General features: G+C 72.1%; 13 protein-coding genes. 8 read left to right on the top strand and 5 right to left on the bottom strand.

The window, feature by feature from the left end; all coding sequences use genetic code 11:
• Positions 1-9: 9 nt before the first annotated feature.
• Positions 10-1,014, bottom strand: coding sequence for a phosphotransferase family protein (locus tag ABEA87_RS24540; protein ID WP_345633249.1), 1,005 nt, complete (start codon positions 1,012-1,014; stop codon positions 10-12).
• A 1,422-nt stretch (positions 1,015-2,436) separates the two neighbouring features.
• Between ABEA87_RS24540 and ABEA87_RS24535 the strand changes: the two genes are divergently transcribed.
• Positions 2,437-3,645, top strand: a complete 1,209-nt coding sequence (locus ABEA87_RS24535) for an FAD-dependent oxidoreductase (protein WP_345633247.1) — start codon at positions 2,437-2,439, stop codon at positions 3,643-3,645.
• Between the two features lie 78 nt (positions 3,646-3,723).
• On the top strand, positions 3,724-4,896 hold the full coding sequence (locus tag ABEA87_RS24530; RefSeq protein WP_345633245.1) for a low temperature requirement protein A: 1,173 nt from the start codon (positions 3,724-3,726) through the stop codon (positions 4,894-4,896).
• Between the two features lie 6 nt (positions 4,897-4,902).
• Here the strand turns inward: ABEA87_RS24530 and ABEA87_RS24525 are convergent, their stop codons facing one another.
• Positions 4,903-6,000, bottom strand: coding sequence for a hypothetical protein (locus tag ABEA87_RS24525; RefSeq protein WP_345633243.1), 1,098 nt, complete (start codon positions 5,998-6,000; stop codon positions 4,903-4,905).
• A gap of 349 nt (positions 6,001-6,349) precedes the next feature.
• Here ABEA87_RS24525 and ABEA87_RS24520 point away from each other — a divergent pair, with 349 nt between their 5' ends.
• From ABEA87_RS24520 to ABEA87_RS24510, 3 genes are all read left to right on the top strand, one after another.
• A complete protein-coding gene (locus tag ABEA87_RS24520; RefSeq protein ID WP_345633242.1) occupies positions 6,350-6,670 on the top strand; it encodes an SMP-30/gluconolactonase/LRE family protein in 321 nt (106 codons plus the stop codon).
• Positions 6,671-6,685: 15 nt separating this feature from the next.
• The gene (locus ABEA87_RS24515) at positions 6,686-7,351 is read left to right on the top strand and encodes an SMP-30/gluconolactonase/LRE family protein (protein ID WP_345633240.1); all 666 of its coding nucleotides are present in this window, start codon (positions 6,686-6,688) and stop codon (positions 7,349-7,351) included.
• Between the two features lie 94 nt (positions 7,352-7,445).
• Positions 7,446-8,480, top strand: a complete 1,035-nt coding sequence (locus tag ABEA87_RS24510) for an aldose epimerase family protein (RefSeq protein ID WP_345633239.1) — start codon at positions 7,446-7,448, stop codon at positions 8,478-8,480.
• 16 nt (positions 8,481-8,496) lie between these two features.
• Here ABEA87_RS24510 and ABEA87_RS24505 read toward each other — a convergent pair whose 3' ends face one another.
• Positions 8,497-10,089 carry an FAD-binding oxidoreductase gene (locus ABEA87_RS24505; RefSeq protein WP_345633237.1) on the bottom strand — a complete coding sequence of 531 codons (1,593 nt, stop codon included), beginning with the start codon at positions 10,087-10,089 and terminating at the stop codon, positions 8,497-8,499.
• Positions 10,090-10,322: 233 nt separating this feature from the next.
• Here ABEA87_RS24505 and ABEA87_RS24500 point away from each other — a divergent pair, with 233 nt between their 5' ends.
• Positions 10,323-13,352, top strand: a complete 3,030-nt coding sequence (locus ABEA87_RS24500; protein WP_345633235.1) for a P-loop NTPase fold protein — start codon at positions 10,323-10,325, stop codon at positions 13,350-13,352.
• A 63-nt stretch (positions 13,353-13,415) separates the two neighbouring features.
• Here the strand turns inward: ABEA87_RS24500 and ABEA87_RS24495 are convergent, their stop codons facing one another.
• The gene (locus ABEA87_RS24495) at positions 13,416-13,622 is read right to left on the bottom strand and encodes a hypothetical protein (RefSeq protein WP_345633233.1); all 207 of its coding nucleotides are present in this window, start codon (positions 13,620-13,622) and stop codon (positions 13,416-13,418) included.
• Positions 13,623-13,738: 116 nt separating this feature from the next.
• Here ABEA87_RS24495 and ABEA87_RS24490 point away from each other — a divergent pair, with 116 nt between their 5' ends.
• Entirely contained in the window at positions 13,739-14,401 is a 663-nt protein-coding gene (locus ABEA87_RS24490; protein ID WP_345633231.1) for a nucleoside/nucleotide kinase family protein, read from the top strand.
• Between the two features lie 19 nt (positions 14,402-14,420).
• Here ABEA87_RS24490 and ABEA87_RS24485 read toward each other — a convergent pair whose 3' ends face one another.
• On the bottom strand, positions 14,421-15,020 hold the full coding sequence (locus ABEA87_RS24485) for a TetR/AcrR family transcriptional regulator (protein WP_345633229.1): 600 nt from the start codon (positions 15,018-15,020) through the stop codon (positions 14,421-14,423).
• Between the two features lie 106 nt (positions 15,021-15,126).
• On the opposite strand from ABEA87_RS24485, the gene ABEA87_RS24480 reads away from it, so the two are divergent.
• Entirely contained in the window at positions 15,127-16,095 is a 969-nt protein-coding gene (locus ABEA87_RS24480; protein WP_345633227.1) for an oxidoreductase, read from the top strand.
• Positions 16,096-16,255: the final 160 nt, after the last annotated feature.

Below are 16,255 nucleotides of genomic sequence, written 5' to 3'. Positions count from 1 at the left end.
GCACCGGGCTCACAGGCCGGCCAACTGGTTGGCGAGCAGGTCGAGGCTCTGCTTGCGCATCGGCTCGTAGAACGACGGCTCGTACTCGCGGGTGGGCCCCTCGGTCACCATCACCAGGTACAGGTAGCAGGTGTAGAGCGCGAGCCGGGTGCGCACCTCCTCGGTGAACTCGACCGGCTCGCCGGTCACCGACGCGTACCCGTCCAGCAACTCGGGCAACTCCTGCGGGTCGCGGAACAGCGCGAGGGAGACGAACTCGGCGTACGGGTCGGCGTACATCGCCCGCTCGCCGTCGATCAGGCCGGACAGCCGCCAGCCGTGCCCGGTGGGGCGGGCGAAGACGTTGCCGTCCCACAGGTCGAAGTGCACCAGGGCGGGGCGCCGCACGGCGTCGAGGGCGTCGGCGTGGCGTTCCAGCCGACGGGCGATCGCGTCGGGCGGCTCGGGCAGTTCGGTGCCCAACCGGGTGGCGTCGGCGAGGATGTCGTCGACCATCGACCCGAACGCCTCGCGCCAGCTCGGCCGCCAGGTGGCGGAGTCGCGCAACGGGTAGCCGTACGCGTCGCCGGTGACGGTGTGCAGCCGGGCCACCGCCGCGCCGAGTTCGTGATCCACCGCTGCCGCGTCCACTGTGGACATCTGGCCGCGGGCCTGACGCAGGTCGGTGGTGGTGAGCAATTCCAGGAAGACGTAGTCGCGCTCGAACGCGGTGCGGGTCAGGTCGGCGTAGGCGACCGCGGGCACCGGCACGCCGGCCGCGGCGGCCCGCTCGTAGAAATGCACCTCGGTGCGCATCAGGTCGACCTCGTGGGTCAGCAGCTCGAACCGCGGCGGCGGGGCGACCTTGAGGACCAGTCGCGCGCCGGAGTCCAATCGCAGCCGGTAGGCGGCGTTGTAGCAGCCGTCGGGCAGCTCGGCGCACTCGGTGATGGCGGTGTGCGCGCCGAAGCCGCGCCGGACCATGGTGGCCAGGTCGGCATCGCTTACCGGGACTTTCGTTCGGCTGTAAACCATCGATCAGAATTCCGATCAAACGACTCAGGGGACTGATCAGACGGTACCGCTGGCGTACCGTTGGGGGCGGGGAGGGCAATCCCCACCCCCACGGCTGTCGATGACATCCGCCGCAGTGCTTGCTGGCGTCTTGGCGGTGTCACGGCTTGGGAGCCGGGGCCTCGCAGTGGTTCCGGTGACCACCTCCTTCGGGTACCGCTCCAAGGAGCGGCTCGGGGGATCGGTTAGCGGCGGCGTCCGGGCTGGCCCGCCGCTAACCGCCGGGTCGCCACCGGACACGGTGAGCCAGCCTGAGCTGGTACACCAGCCGGATTCGACCTGCATCGATGGGAGCGCTTCCATCGATGTTGGTTGTGGACTGTAGTACTCGTTTCGAGTTTGTAAAAGCCCCCCGACAAGATTGAGCCCCCGGGCCGGTCGCGACGCGGATGGGTTGTCTTGGGAGCGTTTCCATGCCACGATGTCAGCGACTCATGGGGAGCCAGTTCTCGTAGTACCGCCGTCGAGGGCACCCGATCAGGGACGACGACGCGAAGGTTGAGTGACGGCAAGGCCTGTGGTTCGTGTCGAGCACCCGCACACCCCCCCGGCGCGGACCCGCCCGAGCGTCGATGTGCGCACGCACGTCGAGCCGGCCCGGTTCACCAGCGCCCCCCGATCCATCAGCGACTCCTGTACAGCAGCGACCCCGGTAGACCCGCATCGCCGAAGGAGCCCGTCGGCATGAGACCGCCCGAAGTCAGACCGGCCAGCACGCGCGTGCCCGGCCGCAGGCGCCCCCGGCGCGCGATCGGCCTGCCGGCCGGATCCCGCCCGATCGCTTGCGGTCCGATCGCTTGCGGTCCGATCGCTTGCGGCCCGGCGGCTCGCGGACCGTTGGCGGCCGGCCCGGTCGCTTGCGGCCCGGTAGGGCGCGTCGACCGGTGGCATCCCACCCTGCCCGGCGCCGGGCGGCTGGGTCCCGCCCTGGCGTACGCCGGCCGACCGGCCGATGCGCGGCCCGCTGGCCGCGTCCCGGCATCCGTTCGGGCCACCGCGACGGCCGCATTGGCCGTCGGGCCCACCCGCGAGGCCCGCGACGGGCTCGGCACGCACGCCGGGCCGGTCGGCCGCGGCGCGTTCCACCGGCGGTGGGCGCGGCCCGACCACGCGGCGGCCGGCGCGGAGTTCGGTTTGCCCATTCCGGCCGGCTGAGGCCGGCGGACGCCGGCCGGCGACGCCAACGCAGCATGACGGCCGGCGTCGCGGGCGGGACGGACCGAAACCCTCAGCCGGCTCGACCCGCCCGCACCGCCCCAAGGACCCGGGGTGGGTGGGGGTCGCGCCACCCACCCCGGCCAGGCGAACGCCTGGGTGCTCGCCTTCGCTACGAACCGGCTCCGGCTGCGCCTCTCGCGGCCGGAATTGTGTGACGCTAAGAGCGTGACTGACATCAAGGTCTACGGGGCTCCGTGGTGTCCCGACTGCCGGCGGGCCAAGAAGTTCTTCACCGAGCACCGGGTCGCGTACGAGTTCGTGGACATCGACAAGGATCCGGAGGGGCTGGCCTACGTCGAGCGGGTGCAGAACGGCGGGCGGACCATCCCGACCGTCGTGTTTCCCGACGGTACGCACCTGGTCGACCCGGGCGACGACGAGCTGGCCGGCCGGCTGGGCCTGAACGTGGCCGCCGAGCGGGACTCCTACGACGTGGTGATCGTCGGCGGCGGGCCGGCCGGGCTGGCGGCGGCCATCTACGCCGCCCGGGAGGGACTCGACGCGCTGGTGGTGGAGAAGGCCGGCCTGGGTGGGCAGGCCGGGGTGACCGAGCGGATCGAAAACTACCCGGGCTTCCCGGACGGGATCGGCGGCGGCGAGCTGGCCGACCGGTTCATCGCGCAGGCCCGAGGGTACGGCGTCGAACTGCTGTCGGCGGTGCGGGCCACCGAGGTGCAGGCCGACGGCGACTGCCTGTGCGTGCGGCTGAGCACGGGCCAGGAGGTGTGCGCCCCGGCGGTGCTGATCGCGACCGGCTCGACGTACCGGCGGCTGGGCGTGCCGGGCGAGGAGGACCTGATCGGCGCCGGGGTGCACTTCTGCGCGATCTGCGACGGGCCGTTCTACCGGGGAGCCGAGGAGCTCATGGTCATCGGGGGCGGCAACTCCGCGCTGGAGGAGTCGCTGCACCTGGTCCAGTACGCCGAGCGGATCCGGGTGGTGACCCGCGGCGAGGTGACCGCCTCGGCACTGGTCCGGGATAAGATCAACAAGGATCCGAGGTTCACGGTGCAGACCAACACCGACATCGTGTCGTTGTCCGGCGAGGGCGGCCGGCTGACCGAGGTGCTGGCCCGCGACCGGGTGTCCGGCGGGGAGCTGCGCTTCACTCCGCAGGCGGCGTTCGTGTTCATCGGCCTGGACCCGAACACCGACTGGCTGGGCGACACGCTGCGGCGCGACCGGTGGGGCTTCATCGTCACCGACGACGCGTTCGCCACCTCGCTGCCGGGGGTGTTCTGCGCCGGGGACGTGCGGGCGGGTGCCACCAAGCAGCTGGGCTCGGCGGTCGGCGACGGCATCGCCGCGCTCATCGCGGTCCGCTCGTACCTGCAACGGCGCGGCGACCTCGTGCGGGTCGAGATCAACGCCTGAGCCCGACACGCCGGGGCGCCCGGCCGCGCGCGGGTAGCGGCGGGAGTGATCACGGCGTGCCGGGGCACGGCCGGAGGTATGACGCAGAGCAGGGCGCTGCACTTCCTGCGCCGGGCCACGGACCCGCGCAGGGCGTCATATCTGGAACTGTTCTTCGACCTGGCGTTCATCTTCGCGCTCATGCGGCTGTCGCGGCTGCTGCTTTCGGACCTGAGCCTGATCGGCGCCGCGCGCATGCTGGTGCTGCTGGCTGCCCTGTGGGCGGTCTGGGTCACCACCGCCTGGTCGGCGAACTGGTTCGACACCGGAGACCGGGTCACCCGGGAGTTTCTGGTGGCCGTGATGTTCGGCGGTCTGCTCATGGCGGCCTCCGTGCCGCAGGCCTTCGACGGGCACGCGCTGGTGTTCGCGGTGGCGTACCTGGCCGTGCACGTCGGTCGCGGGTTCGCCTTCGTCTTCGTGCTGCGCGGCCATCCCCGAATGTGGCGCTCGGCGCGCATTGTCGCGGCGTTCTTCTTCACCGGATTCCCCTGGATTGTGGGTGCCCTGATATCCGAGGTGCGGCTGCCGCTGTGGGCGCTGGCGGTGTTCGCGGACTACGCCTTCACCCGGCTGCGCTGGCCGGTGCCGGTGCTGGGCCGTTCGACCTGGGAGGAGCTGCGGGTGATCGGCGAGCACCTCGCCGAGCGGTACCAGCAGGTCTTCATCGTCACGCTGGGTGAGCTGATCATCAATGTGGGAACGGCCTACAGCAACTCCGGATTCGACCCGGCCCGGTCGGCGGCCTTCGTCCTGGCGTTCGTCAACGCGGCGTTGCTGGCCATCGTCTACTTCATCCCGCGGGAGGGCCGGCTGGGCGAGAAGATCGATGCGGCCGAGGCGCCGGGCCGGTTGGCGATGGACGTCGCGTTCCTGCACCTGGGCCTGATGGCCAGCGTCGTGGCCACCGCGGTCGGCGACGCGCTTGCCATCGAGCACCCGTACGGGCGGGCCGCCCCGAGCCTGGTGGCGGTCACCATCGGCGGCGGCGGGCTGTTCCTGGTCGCCCGGAACCTGATCGCGTTCGTGATCGACCGCCGCCCGCCGTGGTCGGGGCTGATCGGGCTGGCGGTGTTGATCGCGCTGGTCCCCGCGCTGCTGCGGCTGCCCCCGCCGGGCTCGGTGCTGGCCACCGATCTCGTGCTGGGCGCGATCGTGGCCGCCCGGTACGCCGTCATGCGCCGCAATGACCGAAGGTCCGGTAACGGTTGACCGGACTCACTCCGCCGGGGCTCCCGGCCGGCGGTCCTTGGGACGCGCCGGGGGCATCGGCCGGGTGGGCCAGGACCGGTCGCCGCTCCACAGCGCCGGCACCGCGTCCACCAGCCGGGCCAGCTCGTAGGTGACCTGTTCGTAGTTGACCCGCCAACCGCGAAAGTGCGCCCAGGCATCCTCGACGGTGCGCTCCGAGCGCAGCCCGGCGTCCTCGACGTGGCGCACCGCGTCGGCGAACTCCTCGAAGGTCAACCGGAGCGGGGTGTCCGGATGCGGGTCGGGGTCGAAGCGCACGCCGACGACCCGGGCGATGTCGCGCAGCGCGGTGAAGCTGGAGCGCAGCATCAGCCGGGCCGGCGGCATCGACGCGGTGGTCGGGGCCAGCGCCATGTGCATGGCGGCCGCGTCCATCACCGTGAGCATGGCGATGATCCAGCTGCGGTACGGGCGGGGGGAGCGGAAGGCCAGTAGTACCGGGTAGTTGGCGTGGCTCTCGCCGATGTCGGCGGCCAGCCGCTCCCAGTTCTCGTACAGCCCGCGCAGCTCGTCGAGGGTGCCGACCAGCGCCTGGCGGGCCAGCAGCTCCGGGCCCCAGGCAGGTTCGGCGGCCCGGGCCTGCAGCAGGGTCACCTCGGTCTCGCGCCGGTTGTAGGCGTCGTAGAGCGTGGGCAGGTAGGCGATCTGTAGGGCGATGATCACCGGGCCGGTCGCGGCCGCCAGGAAGTCCAGCGCGTTGAGCTGCGAGCGCGCGCCGGAGGCGAAGCCCAGGGTGAACAGGCTGGAGCCGGCCTCGCGGAACGACGACGGCCAGTTCAGATCGGAGACCGCGTGCATCATCAGCCCGTACGCGCAGAAGATCGACAGCAGCCAGGACCCGAGCACGCCGACCAGCACCAGCGGGGCGAGCCAGGCGAGCAGCCGGTCGCGGGCCTCGTAGCTGTCGAACGGCCGGGACACCGCCAGCAGGACTCTGCGCAGCACCCGCCAGACCATCTTGGTCAGCAGCGAACCCAGCCCGCGCGGCACCACCATGTTGCGCAGGATGCTGCCCAGGGTGACGAGCAGCAGCAGCCCGCCCACCACTCCGAACCCCACCCGCATGTGCTCATCCTGCGGTACGCCCCGCCCGGCACGTCGCCCGAGGTACGCATTTGCGCCGGTCGGGGCGCGGTCGCCGGGCAGGTGGGGCGGCATCCGGGGCGTTTCGGACGCGGCTTCCGGTAGCGCTGCCGGCCCGCTTCGGAGTTGGGCCGCCCGGCGGGTCGGCGCGCCCGGAAGGGGGCTCGGCCAGGAAGCGGTGCGGGCGGGGGTGCCCGGCGCGGCGGTTGCGGCTTCGTGGGGGTCCCGGCACGATGCGAGGCACGGACGGTCGCGGCGGTGCGCGTCGATGTCCCCGTCGCGCCGATGGGCATGCCCGTCGATGGGTGGCGGGTCGACGGAGGGAGGCGCCGTGGCGCGTCCGAGGATCGAACCGGTGGTCTGGCGGGCGCCCAGCGCGCCCGCGCGGGCCCGGCGAAGCGAGAGCCAGCCCCCGATGCCGTCGCCGCGGCTTCGCCCGATCGATGGGCGGGGACCCGAGGACATCGCCGTGGACGCCGAGGGCAACGTGTACACCGGGGTGCGCGACGGGCGGCTGCTGTGCCTGTCGCCCGACGGGCAGGCCCGGGTGGTCGCCGATACCGGCGGGCGGCCGCTGGGCATCGAGATCGACCCGGCCGGTGACCTGGTGGTCTGCGACGCGTACCGGGGCCTGCTGCGGGTGGATCCGTGACAGGGGACGGTCACCGTGCTGGTCGACCGGGTCGGCGGGGAGCCGATGCTGCTGTGCGACAACGCGGCGGTGGCCTGCGACGGCAGCGTGTACTTCAGCGACTCGTCGCGCCGCTTCACCCTCGACCACTGGCGGGCGGACCTCATGGAGCACTCGGGCACCGGGCGGCTGCTGCGCTGGGATCCCGCCGGGCGGGTCGAGGTGCTCGCCGCCGACCTGCAGTTCGCCAACGGGGTGGCGCTGTCGGCCGACGAGTCGTTCGTGGCGGTCGCGGAGACCGGCTCCTACCAGGTCACCCGGCTGTGGCTGACGGGTCCGAAGGCCGGGCGGCGCGAACCGCTGATCACCAACCTTCCCGGCTTTCCGGACAATCTCTCCACCGGGTCGGACGGCCGGCTCTGGATCGCCATCCCGAGCCCGCGCAACCGGCTGATGGACTGGGGCCACGCCCACAACCCGCGAGTAATGCGGGCAATCTGGGCGATGCCCAACAAGCTGCAACCCCCGCCCCGGCACACCACCTGGGTGATGGCCGTGGACGCCGATGGGCGGGTGGTCCACGACCTGCAGGGCCAGCACGGATACCGGATGGTCACCGGGGTACGCGAGCACGGCGGGATGCTGTATCTGGGCAGCCTGGTGGAGGGCTCGGTGGCCTCGGTGGCGCTACCAGCGAACTGAAAGCCTCCTCCCACCGATCGCACAGACAGTCGCCATGACGAAAGATTTCTCCGATAGGCTGCGCTGGCACCTCATGACGCGAAGGAGCCCCCACATGCCGGTGTCCGCCGAGCGCTTCGGAACCACGCCCGACGGCGAGGAGGTTGACCGCTACACGCTAGCGGCGGGCCCGATCCGGATACAGGTGCTCAGCTACGGCGGCGCGCTGTGCGCCATCGAGGCGCCCGACCGCGCCGGGCGCACGGCCAACGTGGTGCTGGGCCTGCCCACCCTCGACGACTACGTGCACCGCAGCCCGTACTTCGGCTGCATCACCGGCCGGTACGCCAACCGGATCGCCGGGGGCCGGTTCACGTTGGACGGGCGCTCGTACCACATCCCGCTCAACGACGGGCCCAACGCGCTGCACGGCGGCGGCATCGGCCTGGACAAGCAGGTGTGGAAGGTCGAGGAGACGGGCGACGCCGCGATCCGGCTGCACCACACCAGCCCCGACGGCGACCAGGGCTTCCCCGGCACGCTGGCGGTCAGCGTCAGCTACACCCTGGGCGAGCGGGGCGACCTGCGCATCGACTACGCGGCGACCTGCGACGCGCCGACCGTGCTGAACCTGACCAACCACAGCTACTTCAATCTGGCCGGCGAGGGCAGCGGCGACGTGTACGGGCACGTGGTGCAGATCAACGCCGACGGGTACACCCCGGTCGGGCCGGATCTGATCCCCACCGGCGTGATCGAGCCGGTCGCCGGTACCCCGCTGGACTTCACCACCCCGACCGAGGTGCGCGCCCGGATCCGGGACGACTTCCCGCAGCTGGTACGCGGACACGGGTACGACCACAATTACGTGCTGCGCGGCGCGCAGGTGGCGGCACGGGTGGTCGAGCCGGTCTCCGGGCGCACGCTGTCGGTGCAGACCACCGAGCCGGGCATGCAGTTCTACACCGGCAACTTCCTCGACGGCGCCCTGGTCGGGCCGGCCGGGCGGGCCTACCGGCAGGGTGACGGGCTGGCGCTGGAGACGCAGCACTTCCCGGACTCGCCCAACCAGCCCAGCTTCCCGTCCACCGTGCTGCGCCCGGGGCAGGAGTTCCGCAGCACCACGGTGTACACCTTCGGGGTGGAGTAGGGCACCGCCCCGGGACTCAGGAGCGCTGCCCGATGCCCTGCGGGTAGGAGAAGAAGCCGGTCGGGTCGTAGGCGTGCTTGACGCCCACCAGGCGCCGGTAGTTGTCGCCGTAGTAGGAACGCCGCCAGTCGACCAGGGTCGGGTCCGGGAAGTTCTGGTACGCGCCCCGGGGCCGCCCGGCCGCGAAGATCGCGTCGTAGAACCCGTCCAGCCAGGCGAGCCCAGCCCGGCCCGTCTCGGGCGGATCGTCGTCGGCCCAGGTCGTCTCCAGCGCCTGGATGAACAGCCCGTCGCGGTGCACGAACGCGGTCGCGTCCGGCGGCACCTGGTTGACCAGGCCACCCTCGCCGAACAGGGCGAACCCGGCGCCCTGCGGATTGCGGCTGCCCGGCCAGTCCTGCAAGCCGCACACGGCCGCCTGTAGTTGCGCGGTGCTCAGTGGCCGGGTCAGCACCGCCGATTTCTCGGCGAACTGCTGCGTCGGCGTGGTGGCGGCCAGCAGCGCGGCGGCCTGCGAGGGGGTGACCTGCCGGATGCTGTCGCGGTTGGCCCGCCGCTCGTCCGGGGTGCCGATGTCCAGTACGGGCGCGACGATGCGGGTCAACTCCTCAGCCGAGCCGTAGAACCCGCCGAGCGCGTCGACGCGGATGCGGGACTGGATCTGCGCGCGGGTCTGCCCGTCGGTACCCAGGCCGTACCGGCAGTCGAAGCGCGGATTGGCTAGCTGCGCCGCGGCGACCTCCTGCAGCGCCACCAGGGCCGGCACCACGCTGTGCAGGCTCCAACTGAACTGCCAGAACGCGACCTGGCCGCGCAGCCGCTCGTACCGGAAGGTGAACGAGGTGTTCACGCCGAAGTTGTTGCCCGCGCCGCCACGCAGCGCCCAGAACAGGTCGGCGTCGTGCCGCTCATCGCAGGTGACCAGCTCGCCGTCGGCCAGCGCGACCGTGGTGGAGACCAGGTTGTCGCAGGTCAGGCCGAACATCTTGTCGCTGAAGCCCATCCCGCCGCCGAGCACCAGCCCGGCCAGGCCGACGGTGGGGCAGCGGCCTCCGGGTACCAGGATCCCGTCGTCGGCCAGCAGCGGCACCATGTCGGCGTTGATCACCCCGGCCCCGACGGTGACCAGCCCGGCGTTGCGGGTCACCTCGATCGGCCCGTACCGCTCGGTCGGGCCCGGCTCGGACGCCTGGTGCGGGGTGATGCCGCGCATCCTGCTCAGGATCAGCAGCAGCCCGCTGGTCGTGCTGTAGCCGGCGTAGTTGTGCCCCAGGCTGGAGCGGGGAACCAGCGGCACGCCGTGCGCGCGGGCCCACCGGATCGCCGCGGCCACGTCCCGGGCGGTGTCGGGCAGCAGGATGCCGGCCGGGCGCACGTCGGCGTACCGATGGTTGAACGGGATGGCCAGCGCCTCGTAGCTGGCCTGTCCGGGCAGGTACAGGGTCGCTCCGGGTGACAGGGCGCGCCGCAGCGCCGACCAGTCGGCGTGGCGTACTCCGGCGTGGCGCGGGTCGGTCGACGCGGAGGCGGCCCGCGGGCCTACCAGGCCGGCCGCCGACCCGAGGCCGGCCGCCGCGGCGAGGCGCAGCGTATCCCGTCTGTCGACCATCGATTGCCCCTGTCGCCGTCGCGATTCCCTCGTCAACGGACTCGGGCTCACCTCTGACGGTGCCATCGGGCGGGGCGCCGTCGGCGGTTCGTGAGCGTTCCTCACTCCCCCGGGGGAGACCGGCGGGGGCGATCGGCCCACCGACCCGTCATCGGCGTAACCCGATGTGCTGATCCGGTTCGCCGCGTCCCGTCGGTAGCTTGTCGGGTGCGGACGACGGAAGGGGCACCGGGATGGCACAGGTGCGCAGCGCGTTGGTCATCGTGAACGGCCACTACCCGGATTCCGACCTGCCGGACCTGCCCGGCGCGCTGGGCGACGCCGAGGCCCTTGCCCGGGCGCTCGGCGATCCGATGATCGGCGGTTTCGATGTCGCGGTCATGGCCGAGCGGACCAGGGAAGAACTGCATCGCCAGATCGAACGGTTCTTCGCCGATCGCGGCCGCGACGACCTGCTGCTGCTCTATGTCATCTGTCATGGCCTCGCCGACGCGTTCGGGCGGGACTATCTCGCCGCGAGGAACACCGAACTACGGGATCTGCCCGGTACCGCGATCTCGGTCGAGTACATCAACGAACAGGTGATGCGCAGCCGTTCGCGGGCCACGGTGCTGATTGTCGACTGCCTTTTCCGCGCGGCGTCGCCCGACGCGGTGGCCGTTCGAACGGCGGCCCCCGGCGACCGCTTCGAGGGCCTCGACCGGGTGGTCATCGCGGCCGGGAACGGTGCGGAGTCGTTTCTCACCCAGACCCTGGTTCGCGGCCTGGACAGCGGAGCGGCCGACCTCGACGGGGACGGCGAGGTGACCGACAGAGAACTGTACGAATACCTGCGCGACCAGCTGAGGGCGAACCCTGGGACCTCGCGCCCGAGCCAGGATCCAACCTATCGGAGCACGCTCGGGGGCAGCGTCGTCATCGCCCGCAACCCGGTGATGACGCCCGGCGCCGGCGCCGAGGATGGCGCTTCGTTCCTGCCGTTGGCGCTGCTGGAGGCGATGCGCAGCCCCGTCGTCGAAGAGCGGATGGGTGTCGTCTCCCAGTTGGAGGACGTGCTGCGTTCGACCGGTCCCCGCCGAGGCGCGGTGTCGGTGCCGGCCGCGCGGCACGCGCTGGCGACGCTGGCCGCCGACGGCAGCCAGGCGGTGTCCAGCGCGGCGGCCGGGGTCCTGGCCCGCAATCCCGCGCCCGAGCCGACCCGGACCGAGCCTGCGCCAGAGGCCGAGGCGGGCTACCCGGCAGAGCCGATCGTCAGCAGCGACTACTGGACGACCGAGGATGAACTGGACTACGCGCCGTACGCGACGGCCATCGCCGAGTTCATCCAGCACGAGGACACCAGGCCGCCACTGACCATCGGCGTCAAGGCGCCATGGGGCGCGGGCAAGACCTCGCTGATGCGGATGATCCAGGACCGCCTCGATCCGCCGAAGGCCGGCACCGCGTCGGCGCCCGGCGCGCATCGCCAGCGGGTGCGGTTGACCGCCGCGGCCCGGCGGGTACTGGCGGGACGTTCCCGGCGATCGTCTGCCGCTGGCGGCGAGCAGCCGCCCGTGGTCACCAACCGCGCGCTGCTGCGCAAGCTCAACGACCGGGCCCGGCGGGCGCAGGCGCCGGATCCATCCTCGCCGGGCGCCGAGGCGGACCTGGACGCGCTGCGCATCGACGCGTCGGGGTTGGCCGACTGGCGCCCGACCGTGTGGTTTAACCCGTGGATGTACCAGAGCGGCGAGCAGATCTGGGCCGGCCTGGCGCACGAGATCATCGCGCAGGTCACGCAGCGGATGGGGCCCGCCGACCGGGAGGCCTTCTGGCTCGAACTCAACGTGCGGCGCCTGGACGGCGACGCGCTGCGCCGCCGGGTACACCGGGCATTGTTCGAGCGGCTGCTGCCGCTGGTGGCCGGCTTCTGCGTGGCGGCGGTGGTGGCGGTCGTGGCGCTGCTGTGCCGATCGCTCCTGCCGGAGGTCGCCGGGGCGCTGAACGCGGCGGGCCGGGGGCTGCTGGCGGCCGGCACGGTGGGTACCGTGCTGGCCGGCGTCTGGCGCACGGTCGGGTTCTGGCGTGAACACGTGGCCGGCACGCTCAGCACGCTGGTCCGTCCGCCCGACTACCTGCGCGACTGGCAGCGGCTGGCCGGGCAGCAGGGCGCCGGGGCGGCGTTCACCCGCCTGGTCGGCGACCCGGGCTACGAGGGGCGGCTCGGCTTCCTGTACCTGGTGCAGACCGACATGCGGCGCGTGCTGGATCTCGTGGCCACCGAGGACCGGCCGCTCGTCGTGTTCGTCGACGACCTGGACCGCTGTTCGCCCGGCACGGTCGCCCAGGTCATCGAGGCCATCAACCTGTTCCTGGCCGGGCAGTTCCCCAACTGCGTGTTCATCGTGGCGATGGAGCCGGAGATGGTCGCCGCGCACATAGAGGTGGCCTACCAGCCGCTGGTCGACACGCTGACCGGTGACGACTACTGGGGCGAGGCGCACACCCTCGGGTGGCGGTTCCTGGACAAGATCGTCCAGCTGCCGATCAGCCTGCCGGCGCTGCGCTCCGACCAGGCGGGCCGGTTTCTCGGTACCTCACTGGTGGGCGGCCCTGTTCCGGCGGCAGCGGGGCGGGATGGGGACGCCGACCCGGACGAGGATCGGGTGCGCCGGATCGAGGCGGCCATCCGCGAGCAGCGCCCGTCGATCGAGAACCTCTCCGAGGCCGCCGCCTCCGCGCAGCAGCGGGTGGGCGGTGCGAGCGTGCCGGCGACCGGGTTCGACGCGGAGACGAGGGTGGCCCTGCGCCGGGAGCTACGCCGCCGGTTGCGCCCGGACAACCCCGAGGTGCAGGCCGTCGTCGCCGCGGTCGCCGGCCGACTGGCCAGGAATCCTCGGGAGATCAAGCGGTTCGTCAACGTGTTCCGGTTCTACGCCGTGATCCGGCAGGAGCGTGAGGCGGCTGGACTGCCGGTACCCGACACCCTCGCCGAGGTCGCCAAGCTGGCCGTGCTGGCCGTGCGATGGCCCCACCTGCGCTCGGCGTTGGGCCGGCAGGTCGGCGCCACCGAGCGCGACACGGTGCTGTCGCTGCTGGAGGCGCCGATCGCGGAGCTGCCCGAGGACGCGGCCTGGGCCGACCGCCGCAAGGCGCTGGAAACGGTGCTGACCGACGCGCAGCTGCCCGAACGGTTGCGGACCAACCTGCTGGCCTCGGAGGACCTGTGTCACCTGCTGACCTGCGCCCCGTCGATCGGCAACGTGGCCGCCGGCTATCTGTGAGCCCCGGTGCGGCGTCGGACCGGGCCCGCCGCCGGGGCGCGGTGACCCCGGCGGCGGCGCGGACTACTCCGCCAGGTGGGCGATGGCCTGCGCGGCCAGGAAGTACTGGTTGGTGCCGAGCTGACGGATCGTCTTGATGCCCAGGGCCTGCTTGATCAGCTCCGCGGCGCTCTCGGAGACGCCGGCCAGCGAGGCCACCGGCGCGTCGGCCAGCTCCTGCACGCTCTTGCCGTGGTAGGCCTTGTCGAACTTGTTCTCGATCTCCTGCACGAGGGATTCCTTCCGTCGACAGACCCGCGGGTCGGCGGGTCGCGGGTAGGGTACGCCAGGTTTGTGGGGCAATGGAAAGGGACCCAAAACCGGCCGGCTGTGCGAGGGTACAGATCGTGGTCAACTCCCATCCCGCCGTCCTGGCCGGCGCCCGCGCGGCGATCGAACCGCTGCTGGCGTCCGGCGACGACAGGATCCTGGTCGGCATCGCCGGGCCCCCGGCCGCCGGCAAGTCGACGCTGGCCGCCACGCTGGCCTCGGCGCTGGAGCACGAGTTCGGGCCGGACGCCGCGGTGGCCGTGCCGATGGACGGTTTTCACCTGGCCAACGCGCAGCTGTCCCGGCTCGGCCTGACCGACCGCAAGGGCGCGCCGGAGACGTTCGACGGCTGGGGCTTCGCCGCGCTGCTGGCGCGGCTACGCAGCCCGGCCGACGGCGAGGTGGTCTACGCGCCGGAGTACAGCCGGGTGCTGCACGAGTCGATCGGCGGGGCCATCCCGGTGCCGGCCGCGACCCGGATCATCGTGGTGGAGGGCAACTACCTGCTGCTGCCCGAGGTGCCGTGGACCTCGGTGCGCAAGCTGCTGGACCTGGTGCTGTACCTGGACGCGGCCACGCCGGTGCGGGTGGACGCGCTGCTGCGCCGGCAGCGGTCCCGGGGGCTGGCCGTGGCGGCGGCCCAGGACTGGGTGCACCGCAGCGACGAGGTGAACGCGGCGCTCATCGAGACCACCAAGCGGTACGCGGACGCGGTGCTGACCCGGCCCGTCCCGCTTTGACGGCGGGCCGGGTCGCCGCTCATTCCGGCCGGGCGCGAAGCCCCTCGCACACGACCGTGATGAGCCGGTCCAGCGCTGGCCCGGGGGCGTCGCCGTCGCGCGACAGGCAGCCGGCCATCAGTGCCTTCACGTCCGGGTAGGTGATGTCGGCCCGTACCGCTCCGGCCCGCTGGGCGGACGCGAGCATGGTGCGCAGCCGGCCCGACACGTCGCAGCCGGCGCGGACGGCGGCGGTCTCCACGTCGTAGCCGGCGCCGGCCAGGGCCTCGGCCAGCCCTCGGTGCGTGGCGCCCTCGTGTACCACCGAGGCGAAGAAGGCGAAGAAGGCTGTTTCGGCATCGTGGGTCTCCGCGAGCGCGTCAGCCTGGTCGGTGAGTCGCACCATCCAGCCCAGCAGGACCGCCGCGAACAGGTCCTCCTTCGTCGGGAAGTGGCGGCTGACGGTGCCGGTACCCACGCCGGCGCGGCGGGCGATCTCGTGTACCGGCACGGACAGCCCCTCGGTCGCGAAGACCTCGGATGCCACCTGGAGTACCCGGGCCCGGTTGCGTTGGGCGTCGGCGCGCAGCGGCCTGCCGGGTTCCTGGTGGGCATCGGTCGCCGTCGGCTTGTTCGCCACGCCCGGTCACTCTTCCTTTCGCCGTCGACAAACGGGACGGCCATCCCGTATATTCCAAGAACCGGGACGGCTGTCCCGATTCTACCCGGTAGCTGGGAGATGCCCGATGGCCCTGAACTCCAGGCAGCGCTGGACGCCCGCCGACATACCCGACCAACGAGGGCGCACGGCCGTGATCACCGGCGCGAACAGGGGGCTCGGCTTCGAGACGGCCAAGCTGCTCGCCGAGCACGGCGCCACCGTCGTGCTGGCCTGCCGCAACGCGGACAACGCGGCGCACGCCGCGGCGCGCATCACCGCCTCGGTGCCCAACGCGACGGTACGCACGCTGCGGCTGGACCTGGGGTCACTGGCCTCGATCCGGCACGCCGCCGACCGACTGCGGGCCGACCACCCCCGCCTCGACCTGCTCATCAACAACGCCGGCGGGGTGAGGCCCCGCTACGCGCTCACCGAGGACGGTTTCGAGTCGACCGTCGCCACCAACCACCTGGGCCCGTTCGCGTTCACCGGACTGATCCTGGATCGCCTGCTGACCGTACCGGGGTCCCGGATCGTCACGGTCAGCAGCATCGGACACCGGCGGGGCACCATCAACCTCGACGACCTGCACTTCGCGCGCGGGTACCGCTATCAGCACGCGTACTTCCAGTCCAAGCTCGCCAACCTCATGTTCACCTACGAGCTGCAACGGCGACTGGCCGCGGCCGGTGCGCCGACGATCGCGGTGGCCGCCCATCCCGGCAACGCCCGCACCCAGTTCGGCCGCGAGATGCCCGTGTGGGTCCGAATCGGGATGCGTCCCGAACTGGCGATGCTGACCTGGTGGCTGATGCAGAGCCCGCAGAAGGGTGCCCTGGCCGCGGTGCGCGCCTCGGTCGACCCCGACGCGCACGGAGGCGACTACTACGGCCCGCCCGGCCGAGCACAATTCACCGGGTACCCCACCCGCGTCGAATCCGCCGCGCGCTCCCACGACACCACGACACAACACCGCCTGTGGCAGGAGTCCGAACGGCTCACCGGCGTCACCTACACGGTCGGTAGGTCACTGTCACCCCAGAACCGCTCGTAGCCGCGCCGCATGACAGATGTCATGGGCTAACCGGGGGCGTTCACACTGCCGACGGTACCGGGTCCGCGACGACGATTGTCCACATGACCGACACCCAGGCAGTACTCGCAGCCAGCACCCGCCAAGCCCGTAGCCTCCAGGGCTTCCACACCGTCAAACT

The organism is Rugosimonospora acidiphila, from assembly GCF_039543385.1.
GTDB lineage: Bacteria > Actinomycetota > Actinomycetes > Mycobacteriales > Micromonosporaceae > Rugosimonospora > Rugosimonospora acidiphila.
This window is presented reverse-complemented; position numbering and strand designations above follow the sequence as displayed.